The 18,827-nt window shown below is 65.0% G+C and carries 16 protein-coding genes and 1 pseudogene; 4 read left to right on the top strand and 13 right to left on the bottom strand.

Going from position 1 to position 18,827, the window contains the following annotated elements; genetic code table 11:
• Positions 1 to 158 precede the first annotated feature (158 nt).
• Entirely contained in the window at positions 159 to 623 is a 465-nt protein-coding gene (locus AC5Y3P_RS10635) for a hypothetical protein (protein ID WP_500045854.1), read from the top strand.
• On the opposite strand, the pseudogene mmsB reads toward AC5Y3P_RS10635, so the two are convergent.
• The 12 genes and pseudogenes from mmsB to AC5Y3P_RS10575 all read right to left on the bottom strand — a co-directional run.
• Positions 516 to 1,397: pseudogene (mmsB, locus tag AC5Y3P_RS10630) on the bottom strand (3-hydroxyisobutyrate dehydrogenase); the annotation flags it as partial. The gene AC5Y3P_RS10635 and the pseudogene mmsB overlap by 108 nt on opposite strands.
• Positions 1,398 to 1,402: 5 nt before the next feature.
• A complete protein-coding gene (locus AC5Y3P_RS10625) occupies positions 1,403 to 2,563 on the bottom strand; it encodes an acyl-CoA dehydrogenase family protein (RefSeq protein ID WP_500045853.1) in 1,161 nt (386 codons plus the stop codon).
• An 11-nt stretch (positions 2,564 to 2,574) separates the two neighbouring features.
• Positions 2,575 to 4,095, bottom strand: a complete 1,521-nt coding sequence (locus AC5Y3P_RS10620; RefSeq protein ID WP_500045852.1) for a CoA-acylating methylmalonate-semialdehyde dehydrogenase — start codon at positions 4,093 to 4,095, stop codon at positions 2,575 to 2,577.
• A 217-nt stretch (positions 4,096 to 4,312) separates the two neighbouring features.
• A complete protein-coding gene (locus AC5Y3P_RS10615; RefSeq protein WP_500045851.1) occupies positions 4,313 to 5,245 on the bottom strand; it encodes an IS3 family transposase in 933 nt (310 codons plus the stop codon).
• Complete coding sequence (locus tag AC5Y3P_RS10610) at positions 5,242 to 5,532, bottom strand: transposase (protein ID WP_500045850.1); 291 nt, start codon at positions 5,530 to 5,532, stop codon at positions 5,242 to 5,244. Before AC5Y3P_RS10610 ends, AC5Y3P_RS10615 begins: the two co-directional genes overlap by 4 nt.
• 55 nt (positions 5,533 to 5,587) lie before the next feature.
• Positions 5,588 to 6,193, bottom strand: a complete 606-nt coding sequence (gene rfbC / locus AC5Y3P_RS10605; protein ID WP_500045849.1) for a dTDP-4-dehydrorhamnose 3,5-epimerase — start codon at positions 6,191 to 6,193, stop codon at positions 5,588 to 5,590.
• 1 nt (position 6,194) lies between these two features.
• On the bottom strand, positions 6,195 to 7,190 hold the full coding sequence (rfbB, locus tag AC5Y3P_RS10600) for a dTDP-glucose 4,6-dehydratase (RefSeq protein WP_500045848.1): 996 nt from the start codon (positions 7,188 to 7,190) through the stop codon (positions 6,195 to 6,197).
• Between the two features lie 26 nt (positions 7,191 to 7,216).
• Positions 7,217 to 8,107 carry an LLM class F420-dependent oxidoreductase gene (locus AC5Y3P_RS10595; RefSeq protein WP_500045847.1) on the bottom strand — a complete coding sequence of 297 codons (891 nt, stop codon included), beginning with the start codon at positions 8,105 to 8,107 and terminating at the stop codon, positions 7,217 to 7,219.
• 13 nt (positions 8,108 to 8,120) lie between these two features.
• A complete protein-coding gene (locus tag AC5Y3P_RS10590; RefSeq protein WP_500045846.1) occupies positions 8,121 to 8,990 on the bottom strand; it encodes an LLM class F420-dependent oxidoreductase in 870 nt (289 codons plus the stop codon).
• A 43-nt stretch (positions 8,991 to 9,033) separates the two neighbouring features.
• The gene (locus tag AC5Y3P_RS10585; RefSeq protein WP_500045845.1) at positions 9,034 to 10,485 is read right to left on the bottom strand and encodes an ATP-binding protein; all 1,452 of its coding nucleotides are present in this window, start codon (positions 10,483 to 10,485) and stop codon (positions 9,034 to 9,036) included.
• Positions 10,486 to 10,501: 16 nt separating this feature from the next.
• Positions 10,502 to 12,205, bottom strand: a complete 1,704-nt coding sequence (locus AC5Y3P_RS10580; RefSeq protein WP_500045844.1) for an NAD(P)/FAD-dependent oxidoreductase — start codon at positions 12,203 to 12,205, stop codon at positions 10,502 to 10,504.
• A gap of 29 nt (positions 12,206 to 12,234) precedes the next feature.
• On the bottom strand, positions 12,235 to 13,155 hold the full coding sequence (locus AC5Y3P_RS10575) for a TIGR03619 family F420-dependent LLM class oxidoreductase (RefSeq protein ID WP_500045843.1): 921 nt from the start codon (positions 13,153 to 13,155) through the stop codon (positions 12,235 to 12,237).
• 166 nt (positions 13,156 to 13,321) lie between these two features.
• On the opposite strand from AC5Y3P_RS10575, the gene AC5Y3P_RS10570 reads away from it, so the two are divergent.
• The 3 genes from AC5Y3P_RS10570 to AC5Y3P_RS10560 all read left to right on the top strand — a co-directional run bounded on the left by AC5Y3P_RS10570 (position 13,322) and on the right by AC5Y3P_RS10560 (position 17,691).
• Positions 13,322 to 13,939, top strand: a complete 618-nt coding sequence (locus AC5Y3P_RS10570) for a TetR/AcrR family transcriptional regulator (protein ID WP_500045842.1) — start codon at positions 13,322 to 13,324, stop codon at positions 13,937 to 13,939.
• A 184-nt stretch (positions 13,940 to 14,123) separates the two neighbouring features.
• Positions 14,124 to 15,608 carry an aldehyde dehydrogenase family protein gene (locus AC5Y3P_RS10565; RefSeq protein WP_500045841.1) on the top strand — a complete coding sequence of 495 codons (1,485 nt, stop codon included), beginning with the start codon at positions 14,124 to 14,126 and terminating at the stop codon, positions 15,606 to 15,608.
• A complete protein-coding gene (locus AC5Y3P_RS10560; RefSeq protein ID WP_500045840.1) occupies positions 15,556 to 17,691 on the top strand; it encodes an FAD-dependent oxidoreductase in 2,136 nt (711 codons plus the stop codon). The genes AC5Y3P_RS10565 and AC5Y3P_RS10560 overlap by 53 nt, the downstream gene beginning before the upstream one ends.
• Before the next feature lie 147 nt (positions 17,692 to 17,838).
• On the opposite strand, the gene AC5Y3P_RS10555 is transcribed toward AC5Y3P_RS10560, so the two are convergent.
• Complete coding sequence (locus AC5Y3P_RS10555) at positions 17,839 to 18,678, bottom strand: mycofactocin-coupled SDR family oxidoreductase (RefSeq protein WP_500045917.1); 840 nt, start codon at positions 18,676 to 18,678, stop codon at positions 17,839 to 17,841.
• Positions 18,679 to 18,827: the final 149 nt, after the last annotated feature.

The following is an 18,827-nucleotide window of genomic DNA, read 5'->3' as shown; positions in this document are numbered from 1 at the left end:
CACAGCTGACGTGACAACTGTGACCCGGCCAGCATTCCTTCGCCACGGGTGGACTCTGCTGGGCTATATGTGTAGTTTCATGCCTCGAGAGAGTTTGCTGAACTAGCCGAGTGTCGACCCAAAGTGGCGGATGTGGCTAAGAAACGGAGTTCGCTGGTATGAGTGCGTCCGGCACCGCCTGGTCGCAGGTTCGGGTCTGGTTGGCGCTGCTCGGCGCGGCCGCGGTGATCGGCGCATCGATCGCGCTGGCCATGCCGCTGGCGCTGAGCGTGGTGGACCGCGCGGGCGCGCCGATCCAGTGCGGCACCGGCTACACCGTCAACGCCGAGCAAGCCCGGCAGGTGGATGCGTTCAACGCGCAACTGCAGCTGCGCGGCGGGGCCTCCTACCTCGCCAGCGACTACGTCGGCGACTGTGAGGCCCAGGTCTCCGACCGGCGCGCCGTGGCGCTGACGGTGATGGGCGCAGGTCTGGTGTTGTTGCTGGCTTCGGTACTGGTGCGGCCGACTCGGCGCTCAGGCGTCCCGCAGCGTCTGGATGACCGCACTGAAGTCCAGCCCCGGGTGTTCGGCGGCGAACTTGGCGTAGATCTCCGCGGCATGGCTGCCCAGGGGAGCCGCTGAACCGGTCGAGCGCACGGCGTCCATCGCCAAGCCCAGGTCCTTGTTCATCAGGGCGGTGGCGAAGCCGGGCTTGAAGTCGTTGTTGGCCGGCGACGTCGGGACCGGGCCGGGCACCGGGCAGTTGGTGTGTACCGCCCAGCAGTTGCCGGTTGCGCCGGTGATCACGTCGAACAGCGATTGCGCGGACAGCCCGAGCTTCTCGGCCAACACGAACGCCTCGCCGACCGCGATCTGCTGCACCGCGAGCACCATGTTGTTGCACACCTTGGCGGCCTGGCCGGCACCCGAGGCGCCGCAGTGGATGATCTTGCCCGCCATGGGTTCCAGCACGGCGCGGGCTGCATCGGCTGCTTCATCGGAGCCGCCCACCATGAAGGCCAGGGTGCCGGCCACCGCACCCTTGACCCCGCCGGAGACCGGGGCGTCGAGCTGGGCGAAGCCGTGCTCGAGGGCCAGCTCGTGCACTTCGCGGGCGTCGTCGACCGAGATGGTCGAGCTGTCGATGAACAGTGCCCCCGGGGCCGCCGCGGGCAGCACCTCGGCGTAGCAGCTGCGCACCAGCGCGCCGTTGGGCAGCATGGTGATCACCACGTCGGCGCCCTCGACCGCCTGTGCACCGGTGTCGAACACGGTGACCCCGTTGGCCTTTGCCGCCTCCTGCGCCGCGGGCACCGGGTCGAAGCCGCGCACGGTGTGGCCCGCGCCCACCAGGTTGGCCGCCATCGGCCCGCCCATGTTGCCCAGGCCCAGGAATGCGATCGTGCTCATTGCGGTCCTCTCTAGCCGGCGGCCCGGGCGCGGGCCGCCTCGGCCCGTCCGATGACCACGCGCATGATTTCGTTGGTGCCTTCCAGGATGCGGTGCACCCGCAGATCCCGGACGATCTTCTCGATGCCGTACTCCCGCAGGTAGCCGTAGCCACCGTGCAGTTGCAGCGCGCTGTCGGCCACCTCGAAACAGGAATCGGTGACGTAGCGTTTGGCCATCGCGCACAGCTCGACCTTGTCCGGCGCGCCGGCGTCGAGCGCGCAAGCCGCCCGCCACAACATGATTCGTGAGGTCTCCAGTGCGGTGGCCATGTCGGCGAGGCTGAACCGGATGGTCGGCTCGTCGATCAGTGCGCCGCCGAACGCCTCGCGGTCGCGGACATAGCCCGCGGCCTTGTCGTAGGCCGCCCGGGCACCGCCCAGCGAGCACGCCGCGATGTTGATCCGGCCGCCGTTGAGGCCGTTCATCGCGATGCCGAAACCGGCACCGGCGCCCTCGGGGCCACCCAGGATGGCATCGGCGGGGACCCGCACCTGCTCGAAGATCACCTGCGCGGTGGGTTGGGCATTCCAGCCCATCTTGGCTTCGTTGGTGCCGAAGCTCAGTCCGGGGGCGTCCTTCTCGACGACGAATGCCGAGATGCCGCGTGGCCCTTCGGCTCCGGTGCGCGCCATCACCACGTACACGTCGGAGCTGCCGGCCCCGGAGATGAACTGTTTGACGCCGTCGAGCACCCACTGGTCCCCGTCCCGCACCGCGCGGGTGCGCAGTGCGGCCGCATCCGAGCCGGCGCCCGGCTCGGTCAGGCAGTAGCTGGCGATCTTGTCCATCGACGCCAACTGCGGCACCCAGGCCTTGCGTTGCTCGAGCGTGCCGTAGCTGTCGATCATCCACGCGCACATGTTGTGGATCGAGATGAACGACGCGATGGCCGGATCGGCGTAGGACAACTCCTCGAAGATCCGCACGGCGTCGAGCCTGCGCAGCCCACTGCCGCCGACCTCCTCGGAGCAGTAGATCGCTCCCATGCCCAGCTCGGCCGCCTCGCGCAGCACGTCGGTGGGGAAGTGCTTGGTCTCGTCCCACTCGAGTGCGTGCGGCGCAAGGCGTTTGGCGGCGAACGCGGCCGCCGTCTCGGCGATCACGCGTTCGTCGTCGTCCATCTCGAACATCGCGGGCACGCCTACTTGAAGGTCGGGATGACGAACTCGGCGCCATCCTTGATGCCCGACGGCCAGCGCTCGGTGACGGTCTTGACCTTGGTGTAGAACTGGATCGAGGCCGTACCGTACTGGTTCAGGTCGCCGAATCCGGAGCGCTTCCAGCCGCCGAAGCTGTGGTAGGACACCGGAACCGGGATCGGCACGTTGACGCCCACCATGCCGACCTGCACCCGCGAGACGAAGTCACGCGCGGCGTCGCCGTCGCGGGTGAACACCGCGACACCGTTGCCGTACTCGTGCTCGGACGGCAGCCGCAGCGCTTCCTCGTAGTCCTCGGCGCGCACGATGCACAGCACCGGCCCGAAGATCTCGTCGGTGTAGATCGACATCTCCGAGGTGACGTTGTCGAACAGGGTGGGCCCGATGAAGTAACCCTTCGACAGGTCCTCGTCACCGAAGGTGAGGTCGTCGCTGGCGCGCTCGCGGCCGTCGACCACCAGCTCGGCGCCGGCTTCCACACCCTGGTTGATGTAGTCGCGGACCCGCTCCAGGGCAGCCCCGGTGACCAGCGGCCCGTAGTCGGCTTTGGGGTCCAGGCTGTGCCCGACCCGCAGCTCGTTGATCCGCTCCACCAGGCGGTTGCGCAGCCGGTTCGCGGTCTCTTCACCGACCGGCACCGCGACGCTGATCGCCATGCAGCGCTCGCCGGCGCTGCCGTAGCCGGCGCCGATCAGGGCGTCGACGGCCTGATCCAGGTCGGCGTCGGGCAGCACCACCATGTGGTTCTTGGCGCCGCCGAAGCACTGCGCGCGCTTACCGTGCGCGGCCGATCCGGCGTAGATGTACTGCGCGATGTCCGAGGAACCGACGAAGCCGACGGCCTTGATGTCGGGATGCTCGATGATGGCGTCGACGGCTTCCTTGTCGCCCTGCACCACCTGCAGCACGCCCGGGGGCAGGCCGGCCTCGACGAACAGCTCGGCCAAGCGCAGCGGCACCGATGGGTCGCGCTCGGAAGGCTTGAGGATCAGGGCGTTGCCGCAGGCCAGCGCCGGGCCGGCCTTCCACAGCGGGATCATCGCGGGGAAGTTGAACGGCGTGATGCCGGCGACCACGCCGAGCGGCTGACGGATCGAGTAGACGTCGATGCCGGAGCCGGCGCCCTCGGTGAACTCGCCCTTCATCAGGTGCGGGATGCCGACGGCGAACTCGATCACCTCGATGCCACGCTGGATGTCGCCGTGGCTGTCGGCGACGGTCTTGCCGTGTTCCTTGGACAGCAGCTCGGCCAGTTCGTCGGCGTTGGCGTTGACCAGCTCGATGAACTTCATCAGCACCCGGGCCCGGCGCTGCGGGTTGGTCGCGGCCCAGCCCTTCTGCGCGGCGACTGCCGAGGCCACGGCGGTGTTGACGTCGGAAGCGGAGGCGAGCAGAACCTGAGCTTGGACTTCGCCGGTGCTGGGGTTGAGCACATCGGCGGTACGGGTCGAGGACAGCGCGGAGCGCGTGCCATCGATGAAATGGGGGATCTGAGTAGTCATCTGGCGTCCTGCGAGAGTGGGCGAATGGAGATACTTGGATATCCTAGTAAATTTCGGGAAGCCAGCGCAAGGGGCATTTCGGTGGAGATCACTTCGGTGGGATGACGCAGCGCCGTTAGTGCAGGGCCAGGTCTGGCTCTGTGTGCGGTTCGGCGTACTCGGGCCAGAGATCGTCGAATTCGACGAGTGTGGTTCCCCCGGGATCGTGGAGGGTTTCTTAAGCCGCTTTCGGCTTCTGTCGGTTTTCCCTGATCTCGTAGTTGACGGGTGAGAGCCCGTCGGCGGCGCTGTGTCGTCGTTGGTGGTTGTAGAACGTGTAGCACCAGTCGATCACGACGGCCCGAGCTTGAAGGGTATCACTGAAGGTGTTGCGGGACAGCACTTCCCACTCCAGTGACGAGAAGAACGCTTCGGCGGCGGCATTATCGAAACACGACCCCACCCGCCCCATCGACTGACGAACACCGAGCCTGGCGCACAGCGTGCGGAACTCCCGGGCGGTGTATGTGCTGCCGCGGTCGGTGTGGAAGATGACCCGCTGGGCCTCATCGTCACGCCAGAGCGCCTCCCGCCCGCCACGGGCGGCCACCGCCATCTCCAAAGCCGCACACGCCAGCGTGGCATCCGGATGTCGGGACGTCGCCGCCCCGAGTAGCCGCCGGCTGTACAGATCGATCACGGTCGCCAGATACAACTTGCCCGACGCGGTCGGAATCTCGGTCATATCCCCAACCCACTTGGTGTTCGGCGCGGCCGCGGTGAAGTTCCGTTTGAGCAGGTCAGGGAACTTCGGTGCGGCCTTGTCCTGCCGCGTGAGCCCGCCACGGCGACGGATCTTGCGGGCCACAAGGCCCTGGCGGCGCATCGAGTCAGCGACCGTCTTCTCCGACACCACCCACCCCAGATCCCGCAGATCAGCCACCAGCCGCGGCGACCCGTGCAACCCCTTGGCCTTCCCGAATGCCGTCTGCACCGCCTCGTCGAGCTGGCAGCGGCGCCGATCGGTGTCGGTGTGCACCCCGACCAGGTCACCGGCACGACCTAGCCATTTGTAGAACCAGGACACGCTGATCCCCAGCAGTGCGCAGGTAAACGTATGGGGCACCCGGTATTTGGTCCTCTGGTCGGCGATGAAACGTGCCACACTCACTTCGTCGCCTCCTTCACCCACAAGACCACCGATCGCTTGAGGACATCACGCTCCATCCGCAACTCGGCAACCTCGCTGCCCAACCGCTTGAGCTCGTCCATGTCGTCGCAGGTCAATTCGCCGCGGCCCTCACGGGCCTCCCGCGCCCGGGTTACCCAGTTACCGAGGGTGCCCTCGTGCACTCCGAGGTCGCGGGCGACCGCGGCGATCGGCTTGCCCGTCTCTTCGACGATCCGGACAGCACCCTCACGGAACTCCCGGTCGTACTTCTTCCGTTTCTCTGGCATCTCGACCCCTATTGTCGATGCCTCCACGATCTCGGGGGAACCTCAGGAACCGGATTCAGTCCAGGTTGTCGACGTACCCGCGCGCCTGCTCCCAGGTCGGCAGCAGTCCCGCGGCCCGGACCTCGGCCAGCGTCGGTGCCGCGCGGTCACGGTCGGAGATGACGAATTCGCGCCCGAACACCGTTTCCGGCCAGACAATCCCGATCTCCGGATCGGTCGCGGCGATGGTGTGCTCCCGGTCGGGGGCGTAACCGGCCGAACAGAGATACACCACGGTCGAATCGTCCTGCAGTGCCAGAAAGCCGTGCGCCAAACCTTCGGACAGATACACCGAGTTCCGGGTCTCGGCATCCAGTGTGACGCCGTCCCACTGGCCATAGGTCGACGAGCCGACCCGGATGTCGACCACCACGTCGAACACCGCGCCGTGCACACAGTTGACGTACTTCGCCTGGCTCGGGGGCAGCTGCGCGAAGTGCAGTCCGCGCAGCACCCCGGCCGTGGACACCGAGCAGTTTGCCTGGTGTAGATCGAACCGGTGTCCGGTCATTTCGGTGAATTCGGCGTCGGTGAACCACTCTAGGAAACTGCCCCGCTCGTCGGTGTGCACGCGGGGCACGATCTCCCAAGCGCCGGGAATGGCCAACTCGCGGAATGTCATGTCACTGACCACGTTTCCCATATTCAAGTTCCACCGCATCTTTGAGCGGAAGCCACCAGTCGGTGTTGTTGCGATACCAGTCAACGGTTTCCCGCAGGGCCGTCTCGAAGTCGGTGTGCGCGGGCGACCAGCCCAGTTCGGCGCGCAGGGCGGTGGGGTCGATCGCATACCGCAGGTCGTGGCCGGCCCGATCGGTGACGTGGTCGAAGTCGTCGGGATCGCGATCCATGATCGACAAAATCGATTGCAGCACAGTTAAATTGGATCGCTCTCCGTCGGCGCCAATCAGGTAGGTGCGACCGGGCTCGCCACGGTCGAGAATCCGGCGCACCGCGTCGTTGTGGTCATTCACGTGGATCCAGTCCCGCACGTTGGCTCCGGTGCCGTACAACTTGGGTCGCCGACCGGTGAGGATATTGGTGATCTGACGCGGAATGAACTTCTCCACATGCTGATACGGCCCAAAGTTGTTGGAGCAGTTGGAGATGGTGGCCGGCACGCGGTAGGACCGCACCCAGGCGCGGACCAGCAAATCGGAGGCGGCCTTGGTGGCCGAGTACGGGCTGGACGGGTTGTACGGGGTCGTCTCGGTGAACCGGGTCGAATCGTCCAGGCTCAGATCGCCATACACCTCGTCGGTCGACACGTGGTGCAGCCGAACGCCGTGCCGGCGCACCGCTTCGAGCACCGTGAAAGTGCCGACGACATTGGAATGCAGGAACGGCTGCGGGTCCACCAGTGCGTTGTCGACGTGGGTTTCGGCGGCGAAGTGCACCACCGCGTCGGCCGCGGCGACCAACTTGTCCACCAGGGCGGCGTCGGCAATATCGCCCTCGACAATCTCGACCCGGTCTTCGACCGTGCGCAGCGATTCCCGGCTTCCCGCATAGGTCAGCGCATCCAGCACGGTGACCGAATCCTCGGGATGGTGGCGGATGCTGCTGTGCACAAAGTTGGCGCCGATGAATCCAGCACCCCCGGTGACCAGCAACCGCATGGGGAAACAATAACCCGTGCGGTGTATCAGGCCACCGACGTGCCGGTCAGGCCCAGTGGCCCGGCGAGCTCGGCCAGGGTGGGGATCAACTCCTCGCGATTGCCCAACACCTGGATGGTCACATGATCGGCACCGGCATCGAGGTGCTCGGTCAGCCGGGCCGCGATGTCCTCTGGGGTGCCGTGCGCAACCACCGCATCGATCAGCTTGTCGCTGCCGGGCCTTTCCAGATCGTCGGAACTGAATCCGAGTCGCCGCCAGTTGTTCAGGTAGTTGGACAGGCCCAGATAGAAATCGACGGTCTGCCGGCCGAGTTCTCGAGCTTGGGCGGCATCTCGGGTCAGGGCAACCTTGTGTTCGGGGGCCAGAAATACGGTGTTGCCCACCAAATCACGGGCCTGGCCGGTGTGCTCGGGTGTGGTCAGGTAGGGATGTGCGCCGGCGCTGCGGTCCCGGGCGAGCTGTAGAACCTTCGGCCCGAGCGCAGCCAGCACCCGGCGACTGGTCGGCACGGTCTTGTCGTCGAGAACATCCAGGTAGGACGCCAGGGCGTCATAGGGTTTTGCGTACTGCTCGGTATGTTCGGGATGGCCCGCGCCCAGCCCCAGCAGAAACCTTCCCGGATAGGCGTTCTCGATGCGATGGAAGGACTCGGCGACTTCCTCGGCGGGTGCCGTCCAGATGTTCACGATCCCGGTCGCCACCTGCAGATTCTCCGTCGCGGCCAGGATCGGCTCGACGAAGGCAAGGTCCGCGGCAGGGGATCCGCCCACCCACACCGCGCGGTATCCGAGCTGCTCGATCTGCGCGGCCTCCTCGGGTGTCACCGGACCCGCGGTCCACACGCCGTAGCGGCCCAGTTCGGGTTTGAGCGGCACGCCTCCGTTGACGGCACCGTTGGTCGTCGAATCGGTCATTGGATCCCGTTCCCTAGGAGGTCGCCGCGGTCAGCCCCAGCGGGCCAGCCAACTCGGCGAGTGCAGACACCAGCTTGCCAGGCCCGGTGAGCACCTGCACTGGCACGTGGTCGGCGCCGGCATCCAGGTGCTGGTGCAGACGCGCAGCGATCTGCTCGGGCGTTCCGTAGGCCACCAGTGCGTCGACCAGGGCGTCGCTGCCGGGTTTTGCCAGGTCGGCGTCGCTGAACCCGAGCCGGTGCCAATTGCTCAGGTAATTGGTCAGATTCAGGTAGATGTCGAGGCTTTTCCGTCCGGTGGCCCTGGCCTGCTCTGCGTCGGTGGTGAGCACGGCCTTGTGTTCAGGGGCCAGAAATGCCGAGGGCGTGATCAATTCGCGGGCCGTCCGGGTGTGTTCGGGGGTGGTGAGGTAGGGGTGCGCGCCTTTGCTGCGGCTCGCCGAGAGTTCGAGCACCCGGGGCCCGAGCGCGGCGACCACGCGGCGGTGTGTGGGCACGCCGTACTCGTCGAGCTTGTCCAGGTACTCGCCCAGCACCGCAAGCGGCTTCCGGTATTCGGTGTGGGCCTCGGGGTGGCCGATGCCGATGCCCAGCAGGAATCGGCCGGGATGGGCGGCGTCGATGCGGTGAAAGGACTCGGCGATCGGGCCGGGCGCGGCGGTCCAGACGTTGACGATGCCGGTCGCCACCTTGATCGTGTTGGTGGCCTCGAGCAGGGGTTCGACCCAAGCGAGTTCGGCGGGCGGCGATCCTCCTGCCCAGATCGCGCCGTAGCCCAGCGATTCGATGTCTCGAAGCTGTTCCGGGGCAAGCTGCTGCCACATCGAGTAATGCCCGAATGCGCCGAAGCGGCCGAGGTCGGGTTTGTCGGAAGGTTGCGTCATGTCGGCTGCAACTGTGGGTCTCGGTGTGACTATTCCGAACGAATCACGATGATTCCGGGCTAGGCGCGTGCAACGGCAGCGTGATGATGAATCGGGTATCGCCCGGCGCGGACTCGACGCGCAGGTTGCCGTGATGCTTTTCCACGACGATCCGCCAGGCCAGATCCAGACCCAGCCCGGTGCCCTTGCCGACCGGTTTGGTGGTGAAGAAGGGGGTGAAGATGCGGTCGACGACCTCGGGATCGATGCCCGGTCCGTCGTCGCCGATCTCGACCTTGACCTGGTTGTCGTCGAGCAGCGCGGTGCGCACCGTCAAGGTTCCCTTCCCGTCCATCGCCTGCACCGCGTTGTCGATGATGTTCGTCCACACTTGATTGAGATCGCCTGGGTAGCACTGGATTTCCGGCAGTGACCGATCCATCTCCTTCACCAATTGGATAGATCGGTCCTTGCCGATCCGATCCCCGAAAAGCATGAGCGTGCTCTTCAGTCCGGCGTTGACGTTGGCGCTCTGATACGGCGCGCGGTCCATCTGCGAGTACTGCTTGGCATCGGCGAGCAGGTCCGAGATGCGCTTGCTGGCCTCGGCGATCTCGTTCATCAGCAATTCGGTCTCGATGGTGTACTTCAGCCAGCCGACGGCCCCCTGCAATGACGCTGATGCGTCGACGGCTTCCACCGACCCCGCCACCCGTTCCAGCCAGTCGGTATCGAGCCCGGCCTCGACGAACGTGGAGGCATAGTCCCAGGCGCCGACGATGCCGTGCTCCTCGAGCCAGTCGCCGATGCTGTCCTCGCGGTCGGAACTCTCCAGCGCGGTCAATTCCTGATCCCTGGCCTTGGTGACCTGCTCGGCCACTTCGTCCTGGATCGCCACCAGAGTGCGCAGCGCCTCGGGGGTGAACTTGCCGTCGGCCAGCATCGCCAACTTGTGCCGGGTCTTGCCGACGCGGTCGCGCAGTTCGGCGACCGCGCGCGCGTTCGCCCCGGCCGGATTGTTGAGTTGATGGGTCAAACCGGCGGTGATGGTGCCCAGGGCGAGCAACTTTTCGCGCTGGTCGATAATCTTGCGGGTGCGCAGGCCGCCGATCTTGAGGCCCTCGAGAAGATGCACGGCCATCGGGAATTCGGTCTTCACGAAGTCTCCGAACGCGGCCGAGTCCAGTACGAAAAACCTCGATGGCCGAGTCACCCGCACGGACGATTCGTAGAGGTGCGCGATGCCGTCCACGTAGGCGCTCCAGGCGCCGCAGTACACGCCGCGCTGCGAAGTCCGGCCGGTTTCGATGTCCTGGCCGCCGGACAGCTTGGACATCACCAATTCGCCGTCGATCAGTACGTACAGGCAGGTTGCGGGCTCGCCCTCGACGCAGATCGGGCCGGATTCGTAGTGCGCGATGTGACCGTTGGCGCACAGCTTGGCCAGCTGCTCGTCGGACAGCGCTTCGAACAAGAACAGCGTCCGCAGTTCGTCGGGCAGACACGTCTCGCCCATGGCTGTCTCCTTTCCGTTAGGCCTCGGCCAGGTACCGATGCACCAGCATCACTGCCATCGAACCTTCGCCGACCGCGGCGGCAACTCGTTTCGCCGATTCCGCGCGTACATCACCTGCAACGAAAACTCCCGGCACACTTGTTTCCAAATGGTGCGGGGGACGGTCCAGGGTCCAGCCGCATACGTCGCGCAGATCGGGTCCGGCCAGGATGAATCCGCGGTCGTCGATCGCGACGGTGCCGCGCAGCCACTCGGTCCGGGGTTCGGCGCCGATGAAGCAGCACATCCGGTCGCACGTGACATCTTCGGTGGCCCCGGTGTTGCGGTCGAGCAGGGTGAGCGTCCGCAGATGGTCTTCGCCGCCGGCGGCCTGCACCTCGGTGCAGGTGCGAACCGCGATGTTGGGGGTCTGTTCGATCTGCTGAATGAGGTAGTGCGACATCGACGCTTCCAGCGACGGGCCGCGCACCAGCAGTGTCACCGACTTGGCTGCGCGCGACATGTGCATGGCGGCCTGACCTGCCGAATTCGCGCCGCCGACGATGTAAACGTCCTCGCCGGCGCATTCGCCCGCATCGGATACCGAGGCGCCGTAGTACACTCCGCGACCCACGTAATTGCAGACATCCTCGGACTGGTCCGGGTCATCCCAGCACCCGCTGACCCGCAGTTGGCGGTAATCAACGCCGGTGGCCAGGATGACCGCTCGGGCGCCGATGGTGGTGCCGTCGTCAAAGGCGACCTTGCGGGCCGACCCGCTGACGTCGAGTCCGGTGGCGGCCCGGGTGGTGATGACTTCGGCGCCGAACCGTTCGGCCTGGCGGCGCGCCGACGTGGTCAACTCGGCACCGGAAACGCCGGTGGGGAAGCCCAGGTAGTTCTCGATGCGCGAACTGCGTCCGGCCTGTCCGCCCGTGGCGGCGCCCTCGACGAGCACCGTGTTGAGGCCTTCTGACGCACCATAGACCGCGGCTGCCAGGCCGGCCGGGCCACCGCCGATCACGGCCAGGTCATACATGGGCAGTGCCGGGGTGGTCGACAAGCCCAGCATGGTGGCCAGCGCGGTGTCAGTCGGGTTGACCAAGGTTTCGCCGGATTCGGTGATCACCACCGGCAGTTGCAGACCGTCGAGCCCGGCCGCATCCAGTAGTTGGCGGCCCTTGGTCTCGTCGGCTAGGAATCCGCGGAAGCTGTGCTGGCTGCGGGCCAGGAACTGACGGACTTCCCAGGACCGCGGATTCCACCGATGCCCGATCACCTTGGTGTGCGGGATGGCCCGGTCGCCCACCGCGCGCCAGGCCTCGAGCAGCCCGTCGATCACCGGGTAGAGCTTCTCTTCCGGCGGATCCCACGGCTTGAGCAGGTAGTGGTCCAGATCGACGACGTTGATCGCATCGATGGCGGCGTGGGTGTCGGCGTACGCGGTTAGCAGCACCCGGCGCGCCATCGGGAAGGTATCCATGGCCCGCTCGAGGAATTCGATTCCGCTCATCGCGGGCATTCGGTAGTCGGCGACGAACACCGCGACTACTTCGCCGCGTAACTTCAGTTCGCGCACCGTGTCCAATGCATCCGGCCCGGATTCTGCGCGCACGATCCGGTAGTGCTCGCCGTAGTGCCGACGCAGATCCCGGGCGACCGCGCGGGACACCGCGGGATCGTCGTCAACGGTCAGGATGATGGGTTTTCGCGGCGCTTCGGGCGGTGAAGATGCAGACATCAGGCATCAAGTATGCGCGACCCAACCGCTCAAGGCACTTGGGGTTTTATCTCCTCGATCACCCACTGTGCATATTCGAGGTACTCCTCGACACCACTGACAGGTGGTAACGGCACGGCGCTGACGGTAACGCCCTGTTCGCCGAGCCAACTCAACCGGTCCACCAGCTCGGTTGCACTCATCCCGGGGCGGGCATCCGGGTCGTCGAGGACGGCGTGTCCTTCGCCAACACGTGTCGTGCCCAGACCATGGACGACATCGAAGGTTCGGCCGTCGTAGGTTGGCTGGGACTTGATGAAATCCACCCGCTCGGCGATCTTTTCGGGCGGTGTCAGGAATGACCACCATCCCGACGCATGCTTGGCGGCCCGGCGCAGTGCGGCATCGGCATCACCACCGATCCAGATCGGCAGGTGGGGCTTCTGGATCGGTTTGGGTTCGAATGCAACCTCGTCGAAGGACACGTACTTGCCTTCGAAGCGAGGCGAGTCACTCGTCCATAATTCGATAATTGCCGCCAGGTATTCGTCGGCGATACGACCACGCTCCTGGAAGGGGACTCCCAGCAGCTCGAACTCTCGCTCGAGCCAGCCCACACCGAATGTCACCATCATTCGGCCGCTGCTCATCCAATCGGCGGTGGCCAACGCCTTGGCCAGCACGATCGGGTGTTGCAGAGGCAACACCGTGATACAGGAATTGAGCTGAATGCGCTGGGTTGCTCCGGCGAGATACGCCTGGGCCACTGTCGACTGGAGATAGTGCGGCCCCGAAAGCTCGACATGTTCGTTGGGAATCACGAAATGCTCGGGGACCGCGATCATGTCGTAGCCCCACTCGTCGGCGCACCTGGCCATCCGAGTTTGGTCTGCGCCGGTGACCGAAGCTTCCCACGGTTGCGTCATCGCCTTGAGGCGCAGCATATGTGGGAGGTTGAATACGAGTTTCACTCATGGACTCCCGGTGTGATGGGACCTTGGCAGGGGCAGGCGAGCTCGAAAAGGTAAGTAGACTGCATCCCCACAATGGAATTCGACTCTATGAGAGTAGAGGACGATATGCAACTGACCACCCCCCTGGGAGTCGGGCAGGATGCCGATCCGATCGCTAAGCTCCATGGTCGACATGCGAAGTAGGCCGAACCCGAAACAGCGTCGACGGATCCTGTGTGATGCCGCGATCCGACTGTTGGCCGAAGGCGGGGTGAAGAGCGCAACTCACCTGAGGGTGGATCGCAAGGCTGGATTCCCGGATGGAACCACCTCGTTCTACTTCCGTACCAGCTCGACGCTGTTGCAGGCTGTCGCCGAACGCATAGCCGAGTTGGATCTCAGGGATTTGACCGCAGCCACCGGGGAACCCGGCGATGCGTCGCACCCATCGGGCTTGGCCACCCTCGTGACCAGATCGGTCAGCGGTGTCCGTTTGGTCCGCACCAAGGCGCGCAACGAACTCGCTCTGCAAGCATCTCGCGACCCCGTCCTTGCCGGCGCACTTCGTCGGTATACCGACGAGTTTGCCGCGCTCATCGGGGACGTTGTTCTTCGAAACCAGCCACCGGGTGCCAAAGTCGATCCAGCAGTCATCGATCAACAAATCTATGCGGTCACGATGTTCATCGGTGGCGTGATGTTGGCGGTTGCTACCGGCGATCAAGCTGTCCGTGCCGCGCAGGAACTGGATCTGCTCATTGCCGGCATAGTTCGGGGAATCGGTGCTGAAGCTGCTCAGTAATGTCGGGGCCAATTGGCGCATCGCAGCGTTGTTCTAGACGAAGGCGCGCCTGAGAAGTCTGGAGAATCTTCGCGGATTGATCCCAACTGCTCTCTATAACAGTAGAGTCGCCAACGATGGTGCTGTCTTGGAGTTGGTGGGCGGCAACAATTTTCGTAGAGCCGCAAAATTGAAGGGGAGAATTGTGATTGCTGTGCAGCCTGAGCAGGGTGTGTTGGCCGGCGAGCCGCGGATGCTGATCGATGGCGAATTGGTCGGCACGGGCACCGGGGCGACCTTCGATGTGGTGCATCCGGCCAGCGAACAGGTCGCCGGGCAGGCCGCTGACGGCACTGTCGATGATATGGCGCGGGCGGTGGGCGCGGCCAGGGAAGCGTTCGATCGGACCGACTGGTCGGGTGATCTGGATTTGCGGGTGCACTGCCTGAGGCAGTTGCACGCTGCTTTGGACAAGAACAAGGAACGGCTGCGCCGGATTCTGATTACCGAGGTGGGTTGTCCGACTTCGGTCAGTGGCAGCCAGATCGAGAGTCCGATTGCCGAGGTCGAACACTGGGTTGAGCACGGTCGGGACTTCGAGTATCTGGTCGACACCGGGCTGCACGAGACTGCGCTGGGACCGGCGCGCCGCAAGTTGCACTATGAGCCGCTGGGGGTGGTGGGTGCCATCACGCCGTGGAACGTGCCGTTCTACCTCAACATTGCCGAAACCGTGCCCGCGTTGATGGCCGGCAACACCGTGGTGCTCAAGCCGGCTCAGCTGACCCCGTGGTCGGGCAGCGAGCTGGGTCGCGTCGTCGCCGAGGAAACCGATATCCCGGCCGGGGTGTTCAATGTGGTGACCTCCAACGCCAATGAGGTCGGGGCGGCGTTGTCGGCCGACCCGCGGGTGGACATGATCACCTTTACCGGGTCGACGGCCACCGGGCGGGCCATCCTGGCAGCCGGGGCGCCCACGGTCAAGAAGACGTTGCTCGAGTTGGGCGGCAAGTCCGCGCACGTCGTGCTCGACGATGCCGATTTCAACTCGGCGTTGCCGTTGGCGGCCATGATGGCCTGCGTGATGTCCGGGCAGAGCTGCATTCTGCCCTCGCGCATCCTGCTGCCCCGTTCACGCTATGAGGAAGGGCTGGCGGTGCTCAAGGCCAGCATGGAGGGTTTTCCGGTCGGCGATCCGTGGGTTCCGGGCATCATGCAGGGCCCGCAGATCAGCGAGATTCAGCGGCAGAAGGTGCTCGGGTTGATCCGTTCGGGTATCGATTCGGGTGCGCGGTTGATCACCGGTGGCGGGGTGCCGGAGAACCTGCCGGTCGGTTACTACACCCAGCCCACCCTGCTGGCCGATGTCGACCCGGATTCGCCAGTGGCTCAGGAAGAAATCTTCGGTCCGGTCCTCACGGTCACGCCGTATGACAGCGACGACGAGGCGGTGGCGATCGCGAACAACACCATCTACGGGCTCTCCGGTGAGGTCAGCGGCGCCGACGTGGATCGGGCCTTTGCGGTGGCCACCCGGCTGCGTACCGGCAACGTCACCATCAACGGCAAGAGCCACTTCGGCATCACCAGCCCGTTCGGTGGCACCAAGCAGAGCGGCCTGGGCTACCGCAACGGCAATGCCGGATACACCGAATACCTGGCGATCAAGACCATCGGAATGCCCGAATGACCGCCAGCGCCGAGATCACACTCAGCGACCGATTGGACATCGAGGTATCTCGACGGCAGGGGTGCAGACGATGACGGTGGTTTCGTTCCCGCACCTCTTGTCGCCCAGTCGAATAGGCAGTTTGGAACTACCCAATCGCATTTTCCAGACTGCGATGGGTACCAACCTCGCCAACTCCGACGGCTCGATCGACGATGACATCGTGGCCTTCTACGCCGCCCGCGCCGCAGGCGGTGCCGCGCTGCTCACCATGGGTGCAGTCGGGGTGAGCTATCCGCGCGGCCAAGTGCAGCCGAATCAGGTCGCGATCTCCGACAACCGTTATCTTCCCGGGCTCACGCGGATCACCGATGCCGTACACCGCAACGGTGGCCGACTCTCGGCGCAACTGCACCACGGTGGATTGACGTCAATCTGGGATACCTTCGCGGGCCGTCCGCTGATCTGCCCGTCGAAGCCACTGCCGTCCACATCGCTGGGCATCTTCGAAGCGCTGTTTCCCTCCGAGATTCGGATGCCGGATATCGACGGGCCCATTCACGAGCCCTCGTTCGAGGAGCTGGATGGGGCTGGAATCGCCGGACTGATAGCAGATTTCGCCGATGCGGCCGAGCGGGCGGTGGAGGCCGGGTTCGATGCCATCGAGCTGCACGCCGGTCATAGCTACATCTTGTCGTCGTTTCTGTCACCGGCCGAGAACCGGCGATCCGATGGTTATGGCGGATCGGCTGAGAATCGTGCCCGCCTGGTGAAAGAGGTACTCGAGGCTATCCGTCATCGCATCGGGACGGACTTCCCGGTGTTATGCAAGATCAACGCCGCCGAGTTCTTCGTGGAAGACGGCCTGACCCTCGACGATGTGCGCACCACTGCCCGGATCGTGGAGTCCGCCGGTGCGGATGCCATCACCGTGACCACCACGCACAACTACAGCGTGACCAAGGCGCTGTTCAGCTCCTACCTGCCCGACGAGCCGGGCCGGCTGATTCCCTATGCCGCCGCAGTCCGGGAAGCTGTCTCGATTCCGGTGGTCACGGTCGGGCGCATCGAACCGAGTGTCGCCGAACAGGCCATCGCTGAACGCAAGTTCGACTTCCTGGCCATGGGACGCAAGCAACTTGCGGACCCCGAGTTCGCCCGGCACCTCGCCGAGGGCGGCCCCCGGGCGGTCCGGCCGTGCATCTACGATTATCGTTGTCTGTCGCAGTCGATGATGCTTCAATCGGTGCGTTGCGCGGCCAATCCCGACACCGGCCGTGAACGGGACGACCTGCTGACACCTGCGCAATCGGCACGTCGGGTCGTCGTCGTGGGAGGCGGCCCCAGCGGGATGGAAGCCGCCCGGCGGTCGAGCCTGCGTGGCCACTCGGTGACCCTCCTGGAAGCTGCAGCACAACTGGGTGGTACCGCGTTGCTGGCGGCCAAGGTCCATCCCCCCAACGGACTGCTCGTCGATTGGCTCTCCCACCAACTCACCGACCACCGCGTCGAGGTAAGGCTCAACACCCACGCGACGGTTCCGACTATCGAGGCCCTCGATCCGGATGTTGTCCTTCTCGCTGTCGGGGCGAGGCACACGACCCCGACAATCGAGGGGCACGATCTACCCCACGTCATCGACGGCGCTGCTCTGTCAGATCTGCTGCTGAACGACAAGGATATCGACGCCGAGCACATCGTGATACTCGGCAATGACCTGATTGCTCTCCAACTGGCCCGGTTCCTCGACGGCGATCACACGGTGTCGGTGATCGACGAGGCCGCCCAATTCGGTTTGGGGATCGCTCCGGCTCGTCGTGCGGTCATGCTCGCCGAGATTGCAGAATCCGGTATCAGCCTGCTCCGCAACACCACTGCGCTGCGGATCGAGTCCGATGCGGTGGTGGTCGATGACCGCCGAGGTGGGGAGGAGCGAGTTCCAGCAGACGCGGTGATCATCACCAACGGTATTGAATCGAACCGGTCCCTGTACGACGAACTGTGCGCATCGGGGATAGCTGCTCATCTGGTCGGCGACAGCGCCGAACGCGGCTATATCTACGGCGCGCTGACTACCGCAGCGGATATCTGTGCACAGATCTGACACCTGCCCGCAGTGTCAGCCGGAATGAGCGCCAGTCCCGTTGTCCGGCAGTAGTTGTCGCGACGACGGTCGGGCGGGGGGAGAATAACGGAGTGCCCGCGTGCCCGATCTGTCGGACACGCGGGCACTCCATTCCAGTACCGGTCGTTACTTGAGCATGCTCCCGGCGTCGACGGTGACGGGCAGTCCGGTGACGAAGCGCGATTCATCGGAGGCCAGGAACAGCACCGCGTTGCTGATATCGATCGGCTCCACCCAGCCGACGGGAAGCACATGCATGAACTGCGCGGCGAGGGCGAGGTCGTCCACACCGGGGTTCTCCAGATCCGGTCGGAACAACTTCATCGTCCCCTCGTTCATGAACAGCGGTGTGTTCACGTTGGTGGGGCAGACGGCGTTGACCCGGATGGAGTGCTGGCCCAGTTCCACGGCGAAGGTCCGCATCAGACCGATCACGCCGTGCTTGGCCGCGATGTAATGCCCGGTATGTGCGTAGGGCTTGAGGCCGCCTACCGAGCTGGTCAAGATGATCGAACCGCCGCGTCCACCCGAAAGAATATGCGGGACAGCCGCTTTGACGGATTTCCAGACGCCCGACAGGTTGACGTCGATCATGTCCTGCCAGTCGACCTCGCTGGTCTGGTCCAGCGTTTGCCCGCCGTTGCCGATTCCTGCGTTGGCGACGATGATGTCGAGTCGGCCAAGCTGCTCCACGCCGCTGTCCACTGCGGCCTTGAGCGCGTCGTAGTCGCGCACGTCGGCCTCGATCGCCACGATTCGGCGGTTCAGTCCCTTGACCAGATCGGCGGTCTGTGCCAGGTCATCGGGTGTCGACGGTTCGATCTGGCTATCTGTGGCCACGGGCCCGCAGATGTCGACGGCAATGATGTCAGCGCCCTCTTCGGCGAGTCGTACCGCGTGACTGCGACCCTGGCCGCGTGCGGCTCCCGTTACGAATGCGACTTTCCCGTCGACACGTCCGCCCATGTGACTACCTCGATTTCTCAGACCGCCCGAAAGCATCGCTCGACCGGCTCGTTGGCTGGTTACTCGAAACTTATCAATCGATCAGGAAGGTTGGCACTGATTTGTGCCGCTGTCAACTGCCTGGACGGCGGGCGTGAGCGTACCCGGCG

This window comes from Mycobacterium sp. NGS45 (assembly GCF_059812645.1).
Note: the sequence above shows the minus strand (reverse complement) of the source record. Positions and strands in the feature narration are given on the sequence as shown.